This is a genomic window from Aeromicrobium sp. Root236, from assembly GCF_001428805.1.
Classification (GTDB): Bacteria; Actinomycetota; Actinomycetes; order Propionibacteriales; family Nocardioidaceae; genus Aeromicrobium.
Genome location: NZ_LMIS01000001.1, coordinates 3,014,874 through 3,029,397 on the forward strand (window position 1 = coordinate 3,014,874; position 14,524 = coordinate 3,029,397).

General features: G+C 68.5%; 15 protein-coding genes. 11 read left to right on the forward strand and 4 right to left on the reverse strand.

Annotated features, from left to right (window positions below; all coding sequences use genetic code 11):
• Positions 1-10: 10 nt before the first annotated feature.
• The 9 genes from ASE12_RS15160 to ASE12_RS15200 all read left to right on the forward strand — a co-directional run bounded on the left by ASE12_RS15160 (position 11) and on the right by ASE12_RS15200 (position 9,869).
• Entirely contained in the window at positions 11-1,285 is a 1,275-nt protein-coding gene (locus ASE12_RS15160) for a sugar ABC transporter substrate-binding protein (protein ID WP_056402380.1), read from the forward strand.
• A 5-nt stretch (positions 1,286-1,290) separates the two neighbouring features.
• A complete protein-coding gene (locus ASE12_RS15165) occupies positions 1,291-2,244 on the forward strand; it encodes a carbohydrate ABC transporter permease (RefSeq protein WP_082582487.1) in 954 nt (317 codons plus the stop codon).
• Entirely contained in the window at positions 2,234-3,136 is a 903-nt protein-coding gene (locus ASE12_RS15170; RefSeq protein WP_082582309.1) for a carbohydrate ABC transporter permease, read from the forward strand. The genes ASE12_RS15165 and ASE12_RS15170 overlap by 11 nt, the downstream gene beginning before the upstream one ends.
• Positions 3,133-4,758, forward strand: a complete 1,626-nt coding sequence (locus tag ASE12_RS15175) for an alpha-amylase family glycosyl hydrolase (protein ID WP_056402382.1) — start codon at positions 3,133-3,135, stop codon at positions 4,756-4,758. Before ASE12_RS15170 ends, ASE12_RS15175 begins: the two co-directional genes overlap by 4 nt.
• 63 nt (positions 4,759-4,821) lie before the next feature.
• The gene (locus ASE12_RS15180; protein WP_056402386.1) at positions 4,822-5,562 is read left to right on the forward strand and encodes a FadR/GntR family transcriptional regulator; all 741 of its coding nucleotides are present in this window, start codon (positions 4,822-4,824) and stop codon (positions 5,560-5,562) included.
• A 28-nt stretch (positions 5,563-5,590) separates the two neighbouring features.
• Complete coding sequence (locus tag ASE12_RS15185; protein ID WP_056402389.1) at positions 5,591-6,952, forward strand: glutamine synthetase family protein; 1,362 nt, start codon at positions 5,591-5,593, stop codon at positions 6,950-6,952.
• A 9-nt stretch (positions 6,953-6,961) separates the two neighbouring features.
• Positions 6,962-8,323, forward strand: a complete 1,362-nt coding sequence (locus tag ASE12_RS15190) for an aldehyde dehydrogenase (RefSeq protein ID WP_082582310.1) — start codon at positions 6,962-6,964, stop codon at positions 8,321-8,323.
• Positions 8,324-8,385: 62 nt separating this feature from the next.
• Complete coding sequence (locus tag ASE12_RS15195; RefSeq protein WP_056402392.1) at positions 8,386-9,153, forward strand: 3-oxoacyl-ACP reductase; 768 nt, start codon at positions 8,386-8,388, stop codon at positions 9,151-9,153.
• 2 nt (positions 9,154-9,155) lie between these two features.
• The gene (locus tag ASE12_RS15200) at positions 9,156-9,869 is read left to right on the forward strand and encodes a gamma-glutamyl-gamma-aminobutyrate hydrolase family protein (protein WP_056404886.1); all 714 of its coding nucleotides are present in this window, start codon (positions 9,156-9,158) and stop codon (positions 9,867-9,869) included.
• On the opposite strand, the gene ASE12_RS15205 is transcribed toward ASE12_RS15200, so the two are convergent.
• Complete coding sequence (locus ASE12_RS15205; RefSeq protein WP_056402394.1) at positions 9,838-10,704, reverse strand: SDR family oxidoreductase; 867 nt, start codon at positions 10,702-10,704, stop codon at positions 9,838-9,840. The genes ASE12_RS15200 and ASE12_RS15205 overlap by 32 nt on opposite strands.
• A gap of 86 nt (positions 10,705-10,790) precedes the next feature.
• Here ASE12_RS15205 and ASE12_RS15210 point away from each other — a divergent pair, with 86 nt between their 5' ends.
• Positions 10,791-11,633 (forward strand): exonuclease domain-containing protein, encoded by an 843-nt coding sequence (locus tag ASE12_RS15210; protein WP_157412966.1) that lies wholly within the window; start codon positions 10,791-10,793, stop codon positions 11,631-11,633.
• A gap of 36 nt (positions 11,634-11,669) precedes the next feature.
• Complete coding sequence (locus tag ASE12_RS15215) at positions 11,670-11,900, forward strand: hypothetical protein (protein WP_056402400.1); 231 nt, start codon at positions 11,670-11,672, stop codon at positions 11,898-11,900.
• A 31-nt stretch (positions 11,901-11,931) separates the two neighbouring features.
• Here ASE12_RS15215 and ASE12_RS15220 read toward each other — a convergent pair whose 3' ends face one another.
• The 3 genes from ASE12_RS15220 to ASE12_RS15235 form a co-directional block, all read right to left on the reverse strand.
• Positions 11,932-12,282, reverse strand: coding sequence for a hypothetical protein (locus ASE12_RS15220; RefSeq protein ID WP_157412968.1), 351 nt, complete (start codon positions 12,280-12,282; stop codon positions 11,932-11,934).
• 76 nt (positions 12,283-12,358) lie between these two features.
• Complete coding sequence (locus ASE12_RS15225; RefSeq protein WP_056402408.1) at positions 12,359-12,790, reverse strand: hypothetical protein; 432 nt, start codon at positions 12,788-12,790, stop codon at positions 12,359-12,361.
• Positions 12,791-13,277: 487 nt separating this feature from the next.
• Positions 13,278-14,522, reverse strand: a complete 1,245-nt coding sequence (locus ASE12_RS15235; protein WP_056402414.1) for an HNH endonuclease signature motif containing protein — start codon at positions 14,520-14,522, stop codon at positions 13,278-13,280.
• Positions 14,523-14,524 lie beyond the last annotated feature (2 nt).

Genomic DNA, 14,524 nt, shown 5'->3' on the forward strand with positions numbered 1-14,524 from the left:
GGAAGAACCCATGAAGACAACGAAGAAGCTGGTCAGGGTCGCTGCCCTGGCTGCTGCCGTCGCGATGGTGGCGTCCGCGTGCAGCGGCTCCGACTCCGGTGGCGGCGAGTCCGGCCCCAACAGTGTGAAGCTCCGCATGACGGTCTGGACCGCTGACGAGGCGCAGCTCGCGCTGTTCAACAAGATCGCCGACGCCTACAAGGCTGACCACAAGGAGATCAAGTCGATCACGTTCGACAGCCTGCCGTTCCCGGAGTACAACACGACGCTGACGACCCAGATCGCCGGTGGCAACTCGCCGGACCTGGCGTGGATGGGCGACCTCTCCAAGGACCTCATCGCGTCGGACGCCCTCGTGCCGCTGACGGACAAGCTCAAGGACACGAAGGGCTGGAACTACGACGACCTGCTCGGCAGCGTCACGTCGGAGTACACCGAGGACGGCAAGCTGTACGCCTACCCGTTCAGCAACTCGCCGTTCGGCCTCTACGTCAACAAGGACCTGCTCGCCAAGGCCAAGGCGAAGATTGACCCGGCCAACCTGACGTGGGACCAGGTCTCCAAGGTCGGCGCCGCGGTCAACAAGGCCACCGGCAAGGGCGGCTTCGTGATCCGCGACTTCGACTTCGCCAACTGGCAGACCCTGGCGACGGTCTGGACCGGCTTCGGCGCCTCGGCGTGGAGCAAGGACGGCAAGACGTGTGAGTTCGACAGCGACAAGATGGTCGACGCGTTCCAGTTCCTGCACGACGCGGTCTACGTCGACAAGTCGATGCCCGGACCGGGCACCACAGCTGACTTCTTCGCCGGCGACTCGGCCTTCACCGTCGCCCAGGTGTCACGCGCCTCGCTCCTCGACGGCTCCTTCAAGTACGACATCTACCCGCTGCCCGCTGGTCCGGCAGGCAAGGCGTCGGTGCTCGGGCAGGCCGGTGTCGGTGTGCTCAAGTCCAGCAAGCACGTGGACGAGGCGACCGACTTCCTCGCGTACCTGACGAACCCGGAGAACGCCGCCAAGCTCGCCCAGTTCTTCCCGCCGCCGCGCACCTCGCTGCTGTCGGGCAAGACCCTCGCCGCGAACAACCCGAAGCTCAATGCCGCACAGCTGCAGAGCGTCGTCGTGGACCAGCTGGCTGACGCAGTGACCCTGCCCAACCACACCAGCCCGGCCGAGATCGCCCAGAAGGGCAAGACCGCGCTCGACGCGATGTGGAAGCCCGGCGCCGACGTCAAGAAGGTGCTGACCTCGGTCTGCTCCGCGATCGATCCGCTGCTCGCGAAGTGACGACCGTGACCACCCGCTCGGGGGCCAGGGGGGCATCGGTCGATGCCCCCCTGGGGGCGCCGGCGCGCACGAAGCGGTTCTGGACGCTGTCGCGCCGCGACGCGCTGACGGGCTACCTCTTCATCGCGCCACAGCTCCTCGGCGTGCTGGTCTTCGTGATCTTCCCGGTCGGCCTCGCGATCTACTACAGCCTCAACGACTGGAACGTCTTCACCGGCGACCTCGACTTCGTCGGTGGCGAGAACTACGCGCAGCTGCTCGACGACCCGCAGCTGCCCAAGGTCCTCGCCGCGACGGCCATCTTCTCGATCGGTGTCGTGGTGCTCAACATCGCCCTCGGCCTCGGCCTCGCGGTCATGCTCAACCGGAAGTTCCGCGGGGTGACGTTCTTCCGCACGCTGTTCTTCTCACCCGTGGTCGTGTCGGTCGTCGCCTGGACGTTGGTGTGGGGCTTCCTGCTGCAGGACAACGGCGGCATCAACGGCGTCCTCGAGCAGGTGGGGATCCCGGGCCCCAACTGGCTGCAGAGCGGCGACACCGCGATGGTCGCGGTCGTCATCACCCAGGTCGTCCGCAGCGTCGGCGTCAACATGGTGCTGTTCCTGTCGGCGCTGCAAGGCGTGCCCAGCGAGCTCCACGAGGCGGCCCGCATCGACGGCGCCAGCAACCGCAAGATCTTCACCCGGATCACCCTGCCGCTGATCTCGCCGACCCTGCTGCTGACCGCGATCATCACGATCGTCGGCGCCCTGCAGGCGTTCGCCCAGATCGCAGTGCTGACCAAGGGCGGTCCGGAGCTGTCGACGACGGTGCTCGTCTACTACGTCTTCCAGCAGGCGTTCTCGTTCAACGACATCGGCTACGGCTCGACGCTGGCGCTCATGCTGCTGACGTTCGTCATGATCCTGACGGTGCTGCAGTGGCAGCTCCGCAGAAAGTGGGTCTTCTATGAGGACTGAGACCGCGCCGCGGATCGAGCTGCCTCGCGTCATCCAGCCGCGCGTACGCACGCGGGATCGCGCCGCGATCGTCCGGCGGATCGCGCTCTACGCCGCACTGGTCGTCATGGCCCTGCCGTTCGCGGTGCCGACGATCTGGATGATCGCGTCGTCGTTCAAGCCGCTGAGCGAGATCTTCGCGTCACCGCCGACGATCTTCACCGACTCGCCGACCCTCGACGGTTACCGCGAGGCGTTCGACTTCCAGCCCTTCGCGCGGCAGTACTTCAACAGCGTCTACATCGCGGTGCTCGTCACGATGATCACGATGTTCGTCTCGAGCCTCGCCGGCTACGCGTTCGCGCGCATCAAGTTCCCCGGCCAGAACCTGCTGTTCCTGGTGGTGCTGATCGGGCTGCTGGTGCCGAGCGAGGTGACGATCGTGCCGCTGTTCCAGATGTTCAAGGACCTCGGCATGATCAACACCCACTGGCCCCTGATCCTGGTCACCTCGCTGGCGGCGCCCTGCGTGCTGGCGACGTTCATCATGCGCCAGTTCTTCATCGCGCTGCCCGGTGAGCTCGAGGAGGCCGCGCGGCTCGACGGCCTGGGCCAGGTCGGCATCTGGTGGCGCATCTTCCTGCCACTGGCCAAGCCCGCTCTCTCCGCCGTCGCGATCCTGACGTTCCTCGCCTCGTGGAACCTCTACCTCGAGCCGACGGTCTACATCACGTCGCCCGACCTGTTCACGCTCCCGCAGGCGCTCACGCGCTACACCGATGCGTACGGCGGCGAGATGTGGAACACCCAGCTTGCCGCGGCGACCATGACGGTGGCGCCCGTCCTGGCGGTGTTCCTGATCGCGCAGAAGCAGTTCGTCGAAGGGCTGGCGCACTCCGGGCTCAAGGGATGACCCAGCCGGACTGGTGGCGCACGGCGGTCGTCTACGAGATCTATCCGCGCAGCTTCCGGGACGCCGACGGCGACGGGGTGGGGGACCTCGAGGGCGTACGCCAGGGCCTGCCCCACCTGGAGCGCCTCGGGGTCGACGCGATCTGGTTCACGCCTTGGTACGTGTCGCCGTTGGCTGATGGCGGCTATGACGTGCAGGACTACCGGCGCATCGATCCGGTGTTCGGCACGTTGGAGCAGGCCGAGGCGCTGATCAGCCAAGCGCGGGAGCGGGGGATCCGCACGATCATCGACGTCGTGCCCAACCACGTGTCCGACCGGCACCCGTGGTTCGTCGAGGCGCTGGCTTCGCCGCCGGGCTCGGACGCGCGCCGACGGTTCTGGTTCCACCCCGGCAAGGGCCCCGACGGATCCGAGCCGCCGACGCACTGGAAGAACAACTTTGGCGGTGACGTCTGGACCCGCACGACGAAGCCGGACGGCTCGCCGGGGGAGTGGTACCTGCACCTGTTCGCCGCCGAGCAGCCCGACCTCAACTGGACGCACCCCGATGTCGTGCGGGAGCACGAGGACATCCTGAGGTTCTGGTTCGACCGCGGGGTCGCCGGGATCCGCATCGACTCGGCGGCGCACATCATGAAGGATCCGGCGCTGCCGGAGGACGACGGCACGCACGCTCTCGGCGCTCACCCCAACCTCGACCGTGACGAGGTGCACGAGATCTACCGGCGGTGGCGGGCGGTCGCCGACTCGTACGACGAACCGCGGATGCTGGTCGGCGAGGTCTGGCTGCCGGATGCCGGACGGTTCGCACGCTATCTCGCCCCCGACGAGATGCACACGGCGTTCAACTTCGACCTGATGACGCGGGCCTGGGACGCCGGGGAGCTGCGGGAGTCGATCGACCTGATGCTCGCCGCGCACGAGCCGGTCGCTGCGCCGTGCACCTGGGTGCTGTCGAACCACGACGTGACCCGGCCGGTGACCCGTTACGGTCGCGCGGACTCGTCGTTCGACTTCGACACCAAGGCGTGGGGCGTGCCGACCGACGAGGTGCTCGGCCTGCGGCGGGCGCGTGCGGCGGCGCTGCTGGTCGCGGCGCTGCCGGGGTCGCTGTACGTCTACCAGGGCGACGAGCTCGGGCTGCCGGAGGTGGAGGACCTGGACCGCGCTGAGCTGCAGGACCCGATGTACGTCCGGACGGGCGGCACGAGCCCGGGCCGCGACGGCTGCCGGGTGCCGTTGCCGTGGTCGGGCGATCGACGGCCGTTCGGGTTCTCGCCGGAGCCGGGCACGAAGACCTGGCTGACGCAGCCGGCCGGCTGGGCGGGACTGTCGGTCGAGGCACAGGACGGTGACCCGTCGTCGACCCTGACCCTCTACCGCGAGAGCCTTCTCCTGCGGCGGGCCGAGGCCGAACTGCGTACGGCCGCGATGTCGTGGCTCGACCTCGGGCCTTCGGTCCTGGCGTTCCGGCGGGGCGACATCGCCTCGGTCACCAACCTCGGGTCGGACGCCGTTGCCCTCGACCCCGCGTGGTCCGTGCTCCTCGGCAGTGAGCCGCTCGTCGACGGGGCGCTGCCGGCTGACGCGACGGTGTGGGTCCGCCTCGTGAGCCCGTAGACATACGCTTGGCCGTGCCGATAAGGTTCGATATCAGACCTTAAGGCGGCGACGGGAGGCGGCATGGCGGAGACCGACGACGCCGTCGTGGACGCGCAGGACGACCTCGCGGCCGCCGTCCTCCGCCCGCTCCGCGCGCATCACGCGTTCGAGTCGTGCGTCGAGATGCTCGCGACGTCGATCCGCCTCGGCATCTATCCCGACGGCAGCACGCTGCCGCCCGAGCGCGAGCTCGCCGAGCGCATGGGTGTGTCCCGCTCGACGCTCCGCGAGGCGATCGGCGCCCTGCGCGACGCCGGCCTGCTGACCACCCGGCGAGGGCGCGGCGGCGGCAGCGTCGTCGAGTTCCACCCGGAGGAGCCCGGTGCCTCGACCAAGCTCGAGCGCCCCCGCGACGAGCTGCTTGACGCGCTCGAGTTCCGCCGGATCGTCGAGCCCGGAGCCGCGCACGCGGCCGCCACACGTACGTTGACCGAGGCGCAGACCGAGCTGCTCCGGGCGTCGCTGGAGCGGGTCAGTTCGGCCGCCGGCAAGGCCGTGCACCGCCAGGCCGACGCCCAGTTCCACCTCGCGATCGCGTCGCTGACCGAGTCGCCGCTGCTGATCGACGCCGTGACGAGCGTGCAGGTCCGGCTGCACGAGATGCTCGGCGCGATCCCGGTCCTCGACCGCAACATCGACCACTCGCGCCAGCAGCACGCCGCGATCGTGGAAGCCATCCTCGCCGGCGACGCCACCAAGGCGCGGCGGGTCATGGAGAGTCACTGCGACGACACCGCAGCCCTGCTCCGGGGGCTCATGTGAACCTGCCCAAGATGAGAGGTACGAGTCGATGACCCAGCGACACCCCCACCTGCTGAGCCTCGAGCAGCTGCGCGTGCAGATCGAGGAGGGCGACATCGACACCGTCATCGTCGCGTTCACCGACATGCAGGGCCGGTTGCAGGGCAAGCGGCTGCACGGGCAGTACTTCCTCGACTTCGTCGTCGAGGCGGGCACCGAGGGCTGCAACTACCTGCTGAGCGTCGACGTCGACATGAACACGGTCGACGGCTACGAGATGTCGTCGTGGGACAAGGGCTACGGCGACATGGAGTTCGCCCTCGACTTCGACACGATCCGGGTCCTGACGCACCTGCCCGCGACCGCGATGATCCAGTGCGACCTCGTCTGGCTCGACCACCAGCCGGTCGTCCAGTCGCCGCGCACGATCCTCAAGGCGCAGCTCGCCAAGGCCGCCGACGCCGGCTTCACGGCACTCGCCGGCACCGAGCTCGAGTTCATCCTGTTCGACACGACGTACGAAGCGGCGTGGTCGAGCGGCTACCAGGACCTGACGCCGGCCAACCAGTACAACATCGACTACTCGATCGTCGGGACGACGCGGGTCGAGCCGCTGCTGCGCGACATCCGCAACACGATGTACGCCGCGGGTATGAACGTCGAGGGCGCCAAGGGCGAGTGCAACTTCGGCCAGCACGAGATCGGCTTCCTCTACGACGAGGCACTCGTGACCGCCGACAACCACGCGGTCTACAAGACCGCCGCCAAGGAGATCGCCTCGGCGCACGGCAAGGCGCTGACGTTCATGGCGAAGTACAACGAGCGCGAGGGCAACTCCTGCCACATCCACCTGTCGCTGCGGAACACCGACGGCGGCATCGCGTTCTGGGACGGCGACGCGCGCACACCGACGTACGACCGGTTCATCGCCGGGATCCTGGCGACGATGCGGGACTTCACCCTGCTCTACGCGCCCAACATCAACTCCTACAAGCGGTTCGCCGGTGGCTCGTTCGCCCCGACGACGATCGCCTGGGGCCTGGACAACCGGACCTGTGCCGTACGCCTGGTCGGCAAGGGTCCGTCGGCGCGCCTCGAGAACCGCGTGCCGGGTGGCGACACGAACCCCTATCTCGCCCTCGCCGCGATGGTGGCCGGTGGCCTGTACGGCATCGACCACGAGCTGGAGCTCGAGCCTGAGCAGACCGGCAACGCGTACGCCTCCGACAAGCCCAAGGTGCCGACGACGCTGCGCGAGGCCCGGGAGGCCTGGCACGGATCGGCGATCGCCCGCGAGGTGTTCGGCGACGAGGTCGTGGACCACTACACCAACATGGCCGACGTCGAGCTCGCCGCGTTCGACGCCGCCGTGACCGACTGGGAGCTGCGCCGCGGCTTCGAGAGAATGTAAGGAACTGCATTGAGCAACACGTACACCGTCGTCAACCCGGCGACGGAGCAAGCGGTCGTCGAGGTCGAGATGGCTGACCTGGCGGCCACCGACGCCGCGATCGCACGGGCCGCGGAGGCATTTCCGCGCTGGCGTGACGTCGCACCCGGCGAGAAGGCCAGGCTGCTGCGCCGCTTCGCGCAGCTCGTCGACGAGCACGTCGAGGAGCTCGCCGAGCTCGAGGTCCGCAACTCCGGGCACACCTGGGGCAACGCGACCTGGGAGGCCGGCAACGTCCGCGACGTCCTCAACTACTACTCGGCCGCACCCGAGCGTCTGACCGGGCACCAGATCCCGGTCGCCGGCGGCATCGACGTGACGTTCCACGAGCCGCTCGGCGTCGTCGGGATCATCGTGCCGTGGAACTTCCCGATGCCGATCGCGGGCTGGGGCTTCGCGCCGGCGCTGGCCGCGGGCAACACCGTGGTGCTCAAGCCCGCGGAGCTGACGCCGCTGACCGCGATCCGGCTCGGTGAGCTGGGTCTCGAGGCCGGGCTGCCGGAGGGTGTCTTCACGGTGATCCCGGGCAAGGGCTCGGTCGTCGGCGAGCGGTTCGTGACCCACCCGGCCGTACGCAAGGTGTGCTTCACCGGCTCCACCGAGGTCGGCAAGAAGATCATGGCGGGCTGCGCCGACCAGGTGAAGCGGGTGACGCTGGAGCTGGGCGGCAAGAGCGCCAACATCGTGTTCGCGGACGCCGACCTCGCCAAGGCAGCGGCGTCGGCGCCGTCGGCGGTGTTCGACAACGCCGGGCAGGACTGCTGCGCGCGTTCGCGGATCCTCGTGGAGCGGTCGGCGTACGACGAGTTCGTCTCGCTGCTCGAGCCGGCGGTCAAGGGCATCAAGGTGCTCGACCCGTCGGACCGTACGAGTGAGATGGGGCCGCTGATCTCGGCGGGCCAGCAGGCCACCGTCAAGGGTTTCGTCGACGAGGTCGACGTGGCGTTCTCCGGGTCGGCGCCGCAGGGTGCGGGCTACTGGTTCGCGCCGACCGTCGTGCTGGCGGACGACCCGCAGCAGCGGATCTGGCGCGAGGAGGTCTTCGGCCCGGTCGTCGCGGTGATGCCGTTCGACGACGAGGCGCAGGCCGTGCAGCTGGCCAACGACACCGAGTTCGGGCTGTCCGGCTCGATCTTCACCCGGGACGTCGGCCGGGCGCTGCGGGTGTCGCGGGCCGTCGAGTCCGGAGCGTTGAGCGTCAACTCGCACTCGTCGGTGCGCTACTGGACGCCGTTCGGCGGCTTCAAGCAGTCCGGCATCGGTCGCGAGCTCGGCCCGGACGCCCCGCACTCCTTCACCGACGTCAAGAACATCTTCATCTCGAACGACTAACGCACCTTGAAGCCTGTCGAAAGGTCCTTTCGACAGGCTCAAGGACCGAAAGGAACACAGACATGACAGGACGCATCGCAGGCCGGACCGCCGTCGTCACGGGCGGCTGCTCGGGCATCGGCCTGGCGACCGTACGCCGCTTCGCCGAGGAGGGCGCCAACGTCGTCATCGGCGACGTGGACGACGCCAAGGGTCCGGGCATCGCCGAGGAGGTCGGCGGGACGTACGTGCACGTCGACGTCACCGACAAGGAGCAGGTCGACGCGCTGTTCAAGACCGCCAAGGACACCTACGGCTCGGTCGACATCGCGTTCAACAACGCCGGCATCTCGCCGCCGGACGACGACTCGATCCTCGACACCGACCTCGAGGCGTGGAAGCGCGTGCAGGACGTCAACCTAACGAGCGTCTACCTCTGCTGCAAGGCCGCGCTGCCGTACATGCTGGAGCAGGGCAAGGGCTCGATCATCAACACCGCGTCGTTCGTAGCGGTGATGGGTGCCGCGACCTCACAGATCTCGTACTCGGCGTCCAAGGGCGGCGTGCTGTCGATGTCGCGTGAGCTCGGCGTGCAGTTCGCGCGCGAGGGCGTGCGCGTCAACGCGCTGTGCCCCGGCCCGGTCAACACCCCGCTGCTGCGCGAGCTGTTCGCCAGCGACCCGGAGCGGGCGGAGCGCCGTCTGGTGCACGTGCCGCTGGGCCGGTTCGCCGAGCCCGAGGAGATGGCGAACGCCGTGCTGTTCCTGGCCTCCGACGAGTCGTCCTTCATGACCGCGTCGACGTTCCTCGTCGACGGCGGCATCTCCGGGGCGTACGTCACCCCGGTGTGACCATGCGGCCACTGATCGGAGTCACGACCTATCGCGAGCAGTCGCGGTGGGGCATCTGGCACGAGCAGGCCGACGTGCTGCACGCGGTCTACTCGCGGTCGATCGAGGCAGCGGGCGGAGTCGCCGTGCTGCTGCCGCCCGGTGATCCCGAGGGCGCTGCGTCGGTGGCGGCGCGGATCGACGGACTGATCATCGCCGGTGGTGCCGACGTGGACCCCGGTCGCTACGACGCGGAACCCCACGAGCGTACGGTCGGCTGGCGCGAGGATCGCGACGCGTGGGAGCTCGCGATGCTCGACGCCGCAGCCGCCGCAGGGCTCCCGGTGCTCGGCATCTGCCGCGGCATGCAGGTCATGGCGGTGCACGGCGGTGGCACGCTCGACCAGCACGTGCCGGAGATCGCCGGCCACGAGGACCACTCACCCGGCGGGGACGAGTTCGGCGTCATCGACGTCGACGTCGTGCCCGGTACGTTGCTGGGTCGCGCGGTGGGCGACAAGGGCTCGGTGCACTGCCACCACCACCAGGCCGTACGCGAGCACCCCGGGTTCGTCGCCTCCGCGCATGCCGCCGACGGTGTGCTCGAGGCCATGGAGGACCCGTCGCGACCGTTCTGGCTCGCCGTGCAGTGGCACCCCGAGCGCGTCGAGGACGCCGGGTTGTTCCGGTCCCTGGTGGAGGCCGCTAGGCGTCCTGCGTCGCCTGCGCCTTCGTGAGGATCGCCGAGAACCGGCGGTTGAGCTGGCGCATGATCGTGTTGTAGATCCACGGCGCGTACCGCTGGGCGTACCAGCCGGCGCGGATGTCGGTGGAGGTGAAGACGAGGTACTTGCCCTTCTCCACCCCACGGATCATCGAGGCGGCGGCGCTCTCGGGGCTGACCGCGTGCTTCTGGAAGCGGCCGATGTTCTTGCGGATGACCGGGTTGTCACGGTCGACGCCGACGATGTTGACCGTCCCCACGAGCGGGGTGTCGACGGCGCCGGGACAGACGAGGGTGACGCCGATGCCGTACTGCTGGAGGTCGAACCGCAGCACCTCGCTGACGCCGCGCAGGCCGAACTTGGCGGCGCTGTAGGGCGCGTGCCCGGGCAGCCCGAACAGCCCGGCCGCCGACGAGACGTTGACGACGTGACCGCCGTTGCCGGCCTCGATCATGGCCGGCACGAACGCCGACATGACGTGGATGGGTCCCATGAGGTCGATCTCGACGCAGTCGCGCCAGTGCAGGGTGTCGAGGTCCTGGATGCGGCCCCAGGTCGAGATGCCGGCGACGTTCATGACGATGTCGACGCTGCCCGCCGCGGTGAGCGACCGGTGGGCGAACGCGGCGACCGCGTCCTCGTCGGAGACGTCGAACGCCTCGTGGTGCACGACGGTGCCGCCTGCCTTGGCCACGAGGTCGGCCGTCTCCTGGAGCCCCTCGGCGTTGACGTCGGTCAGCAGCAGGCGAGCTCCCTTGTCGCCGGCCTGGAGTGCGGCGGCGCGGCCGATCCCGCTGCCGGCGCCGGTGATGACGACGGTCTTGCCGCCGAAGGACGTCTTGGGCATGATTCCCTCCCGGAATAAGTGAGACGATCGTACCGCTTTCGTGTCGTGAAGTCCCGTTGTCCGCTCCGACACCTACCGTGATCCTCATGAGAGCCAACAAGTACGCCGGACGGTGTGCCGAGTGCGACGTGACCGTGGAGATCGCGGCCGGACGGCTCATCGGACTGCCTGGCGACTGGCGCACGATCTGTGTGGCGTGCTCACCCACGCCGCCGCCGCGCGGCGATCACCCCGGCTGGCACCTGACGCCGTTGGCCTCGCTCGACTTCGAGACGACCGGCGTGGACCCGTTGACCGACCGGGTGCTGAGCTACGCCCTGCTCGACGATCGGGGTCACGACTTCTCGGGGCTCGTCAATCCCCGCGTCCCGATCCCTCCGGCGTCGGCGGCGGTCCACGGACTCACCGCCGAAGCCCTGGCCGGGGCTCCGGCGCCGGTCGACGCGCTCGCCGAGGTCATCGCCTGGGTGCAGGACCTGATCGAGCGCGGCGTGGGACTCGTCGTGTTCAACGCCGCCTACGACCTCACGATGCTGCGGGCCGAGGCGACGCGCTGGGGCCTGACGCAGCCCGACTGGGAGCGCCTGTTCGTCGTCGATCCCTATGTCATCGACTGGGGCATCGAGCGCGGCGGTCTCGGGCCGCGCCGGCTCACTGATGTGGCTGCCTACTACGGCGTCCCGCTCGACAACGCCCACGACGCGACCGCGGACGCCCGGGCGGCTCGCGAGATCGCCTACGAGATCGGTCGTCGCCATCCCCCTGTCGCGGCCGGCGACCTCGAGAGCCTCATGCTGCGCCAGGTCATCTGGTTCGCCGGCCGGGCCGAGGACTGGAACCACTACGCCCGCAGGGTGGGTCGTCCCTTGGACGATCCGGCCGGCTGGCCGCTGGCCGCGCCGGACCGCAGCAACGTCCGCATCGCCTGACGCGTACGCCCGGGATCGCTGGGTACATCCCCGCACATGACTGAGACAGATACGCCAGGCAACCCCGAGCTCGAGGCCGTCCAGCTGGTCGTCGACCGCGTCTCCTCATGGCAGGACGGCGCGACCGAGGGCACGGTCGCCGAAGAGCTGCGCAAGGGATTCGACGAAGTCGGCGTCGAGGTCGAGCCCGACGAGGTCGAGAAGCTCGCCGACGCTATCCAGAACGAGCATGGTGACGTGGACGCCGGAGAAGTCCTCGGCTGGTAGCTGAGCTCGCTCCGGGTTCCCTGTCGGGCGGTCAGGTGATCTGGATGATCACGAACACGAGGGCGGCCACGCCGCCGAAGGCGCTCCAGAAGCGCACCGGATGGGCCTCGGCCCAGCGATCCAGACGCGTGTCTGAAAGGTCCCGACCCGCTCGATGGCAGTAGTAGGGCCAAGCCGCGAGGGCGCCGGCGATCATCCACGTGACGACCAGTACCCAGGCCCCCTTCCGGTCGGGCGACACCAGGTAGCTGATCGTCATCCACGCGGCGAACACGACCGGGAACACCGCGTCGCGCCACCAGGCCCGCGGCTTCGAGGCGCGCCCCACCCACCATGTGGATCGCGGGGACTCCCGAGTGTCCTGCGGGTCGTCGCGCGCCATGCCTTCAGTCTCGTGGGTCGTGTGTGCGGCTGCAATCGGTCGAGTCCGTCGCCGTTCACAGCCTGAACGTGATCGACTACTTCGGATATGCGACTCGGCTCGAGCTCTTCCCTAGACGCCATTCGCGCCCGTCGATCGTGACGACGTAGCGCGGTCGCGGCCTCCGGCGGAACATCGAAGGTCGATGTTCCACGCGCCCTTCCCCGCGAAGGTAGGCGCGCAGGACGAGCGCGAGCGCTCGCAGATTGTCCTCTTTTGAAGCGTCGTCGTCGTACTCGAACAACGTGGCGCTGACGTTCACCCCTGTGTCGAGATCGAAGATGACGGCGTCCGACCATTCATGGCTCGCGCGCAGGCCGGCAGTTCGTGTCGAATCTTCCGACGACGTGAGCCGGGCACGAAAAATGTGCCCGACAGCTTTGGGATGATCCGAGTAGTCGACCTCTACACTCGCGCCGAAGACGTCACTCACCACGCGGTGAAGCATCCCCTCGATGTCGGTCGGCATGGCAGCAGTGTGTCATCGGGACAGTGACGCGAGAGCGTGACGTTCCCTAGTGGCTCGTCGGTGGTGCGGGCGGCCAATCCCATGGCGGACGACCCTCTGCTTGGTGACCGGAGTCGATCCATGGAAAGGGGTGGTCTGAGAATCCGGCCACCTGCTCGGCCGGACCGTCGCCACTAGTCGCCCAGACCTCGGTGTCGCCGGGACGCCAGATGGTGAGGCAGTCGACGGCATGACTCATCTCGATGTAGGAGAGCGGATTCGCACTGCGGAAGATGAGCAGCACTTTCTCGCACGGCGGAAAGTCGAACTGGATGCACTCAGGCTCGATGAAAAGACAGAAGGTCGCGCCGTCCCCGGATTCGATCAGGTACTGCGTCTCGTGGACCTGCGGAGGCGGCTGCGCCGCGTGGCGACTCGGTCTCCGTCTCATAGCCGGACGATACCGGTGTGACTCGATCCCTAGTTCAACTGCCGAACTGCGGCAGCCCTATTCGCGGGGGTGGTGGGGTTGGTCTTTGGGGAGGAGGGGTGGTGGTCGGGAGATGTAGGTGTGGCCGGTGGGGGTGGTCCAGACCGTGTCGTTGTTTTGAGGGGTGACGGTCCAGCCGGGTAGGTGTTTGAGGGTGTGGGATCTGGTGCAGAGCCCTTGACCGTTCGCGGCGGTGGTTTGGCCGCCGTCGGCGTAGGCGTGGATGTGGTCGTGGTGGCGGATCTTGAGGTCGCATCCGGGCTGGCGGCAGCGTTGGTCGCGGGCGCGTATGTGGCTGGCGGTGGTGGTGTCGAAGTGGCGGCGGCGGGGATCGCGGACGACCAGCGTGCCGTCGACGGGGTCGACGAGGAACCGTCGGATCCAGGCGTTGGGTGCGCCGGCGATGATGTCATCGGCCACTGAGGGACTGATGGGCCCGTAGCCGGGCAGGTCGACCGGTTCGCCGGTGTCCTGGCCAGTGAACGTCTCGGCGTCCATGACGAGGTGGACCTCGACGTTGGTGTCCTCAGCATGGGACTGTCCGGTGAGTCGTTCGATGAGGGTTTGGGTCATGATCTGGCCCAACGTGCGGGGGTCACCGGCCGCCCGCAGCGCACGGGCGTGCTGGTCCAAAGCAGCATGTGCGGCGAGGATCTGTTCGGCCGGCCCGCGTGCGTGCAGGTGCGCGACACCGTCGGTGTCAGGAAACAAGGACACGCGTTGGTCGGCGCGGTTGCGTTCGGCCCGGGTGGCGGCGGCTTCGGCATCGATGCGGATCACGGCGCGTGCGGTGAGCCGTGCTGCCTCGTGTCGGGTGAGCCCGACGAGCTGGTCGGCGATCTCACCATCGAGCACCAACAAGTCATCGGCACCCAGGGTCACGGATTCGTTGACGACGGCGCGGACCACCGGTTCGGACAGTTGCCCGGTCAGGAACAACGCCTGGACCTGCGGCAGCCGTTCCACACCCAGGGCGGTGCCGACCTGGGTGCCCGCAGCGGCCAGGCCAACCTTGCGTGCCATGGAGATCTCACCGATCACCGAGACCGTGGGGTCTGGGCGGCCGACCCCGGTCAACGCGACCCGTTCGGCGTGGAGCGCGGCGATCTGGGCCATCTGCTCAGCCTGCGCGGCGCTGATGGCCCGGTCCAGTGCCACGATCGCATCGATCCGCGAGGCTCCGAAACCATGCCCTGGGTCGGCACCGAAATCGTGTTCGCGCACCTCGGCCAGGACGGCTTCGGGTGCGGTTTCGGTGAACATAC

Excerpts from the sequence above, each read along its gene's own strand:
- ASE12_RS15180 (WP_056402386.1), top strand. The coding sequence starts at position 4,822 with ATGGCGGAGACCGACGACGCCGTCGTGGACGCGCAGGACGACCTCGCG.
- ASE12_RS15160 (WP_056402380.1), top strand. The coding sequence starts at position 11 with ATGAAGACAACGAAGAAGCTGGTCAGGGTCGCTGCCCTGGCTGCTGCC.
- ASE12_RS15195 (WP_056402392.1), top strand. The coding sequence starts at position 8,386 with ATGACAGGACGCATCGCAGGCCGGACCGCCGTCGTCACGGGCGGCTGC.
- ASE12_RS15220 (WP_157412968.1), bottom strand. The coding sequence starts at position 12,282 with ATGGCGCGCGACGACCCGCAGGACACTCGGGAGTCCCCGCGATCCACA.
- ASE12_RS15185 (WP_056402389.1), top strand. The coding sequence starts at position 5,591 with ATGACCCAGCGACACCCCCACCTGCTGAGCCTCGAGCAGCTGCGCGTG.
- ASE12_RS15205 (WP_056402394.1), bottom strand. The coding sequence starts at position 10,704 with ATGCCCAAGACGTCCTTCGGCGGCAAGACCGTCGTCATCACCGGCGCC.
- ASE12_RS15225 (WP_056402408.1), bottom strand. The coding sequence starts at position 12,790 with ATGCCGACCGACATCGAGGGGATGCTTCACCGCGTGGTGAGTGACGTC.
- ASE12_RS15210 (WP_157412966.1), top strand. The coding sequence starts at position 10,791 with ATGAGAGCCAACAAGTACGCCGGACGGTGTGCCGAGTGCGACGTGACC.
- ASE12_RS15175 (WP_056402382.1), top strand. The coding sequence starts at position 3,133 with ATGACCCAGCCGGACTGGTGGCGCACGGCGGTCGTCTACGAGATCTAT.
- ASE12_RS15215 (WP_056402400.1), top strand. The coding sequence starts at position 11,670 with ATGACTGAGACAGATACGCCAGGCAACCCCGAGCTCGAGGCCGTCCAG.
- ASE12_RS15235 (WP_056402414.1), bottom strand. The coding sequence starts at position 14,522 with ATGTTCACCGAAACCGCACCCGAAGCCGTCCTGGCCGAGGTGCGCGAA.
- ASE12_RS15170 (WP_082582309.1), top strand. The coding sequence starts at position 2,234 with ATGAGGACTGAGACCGCGCCGCGGATCGAGCTGCCTCGCGTCATCCAG.
- ASE12_RS15200 (WP_056404886.1), top strand. The coding sequence starts at position 9,156 with ATGCGGCCACTGATCGGAGTCACGACCTATCGCGAGCAGTCGCGGTGG.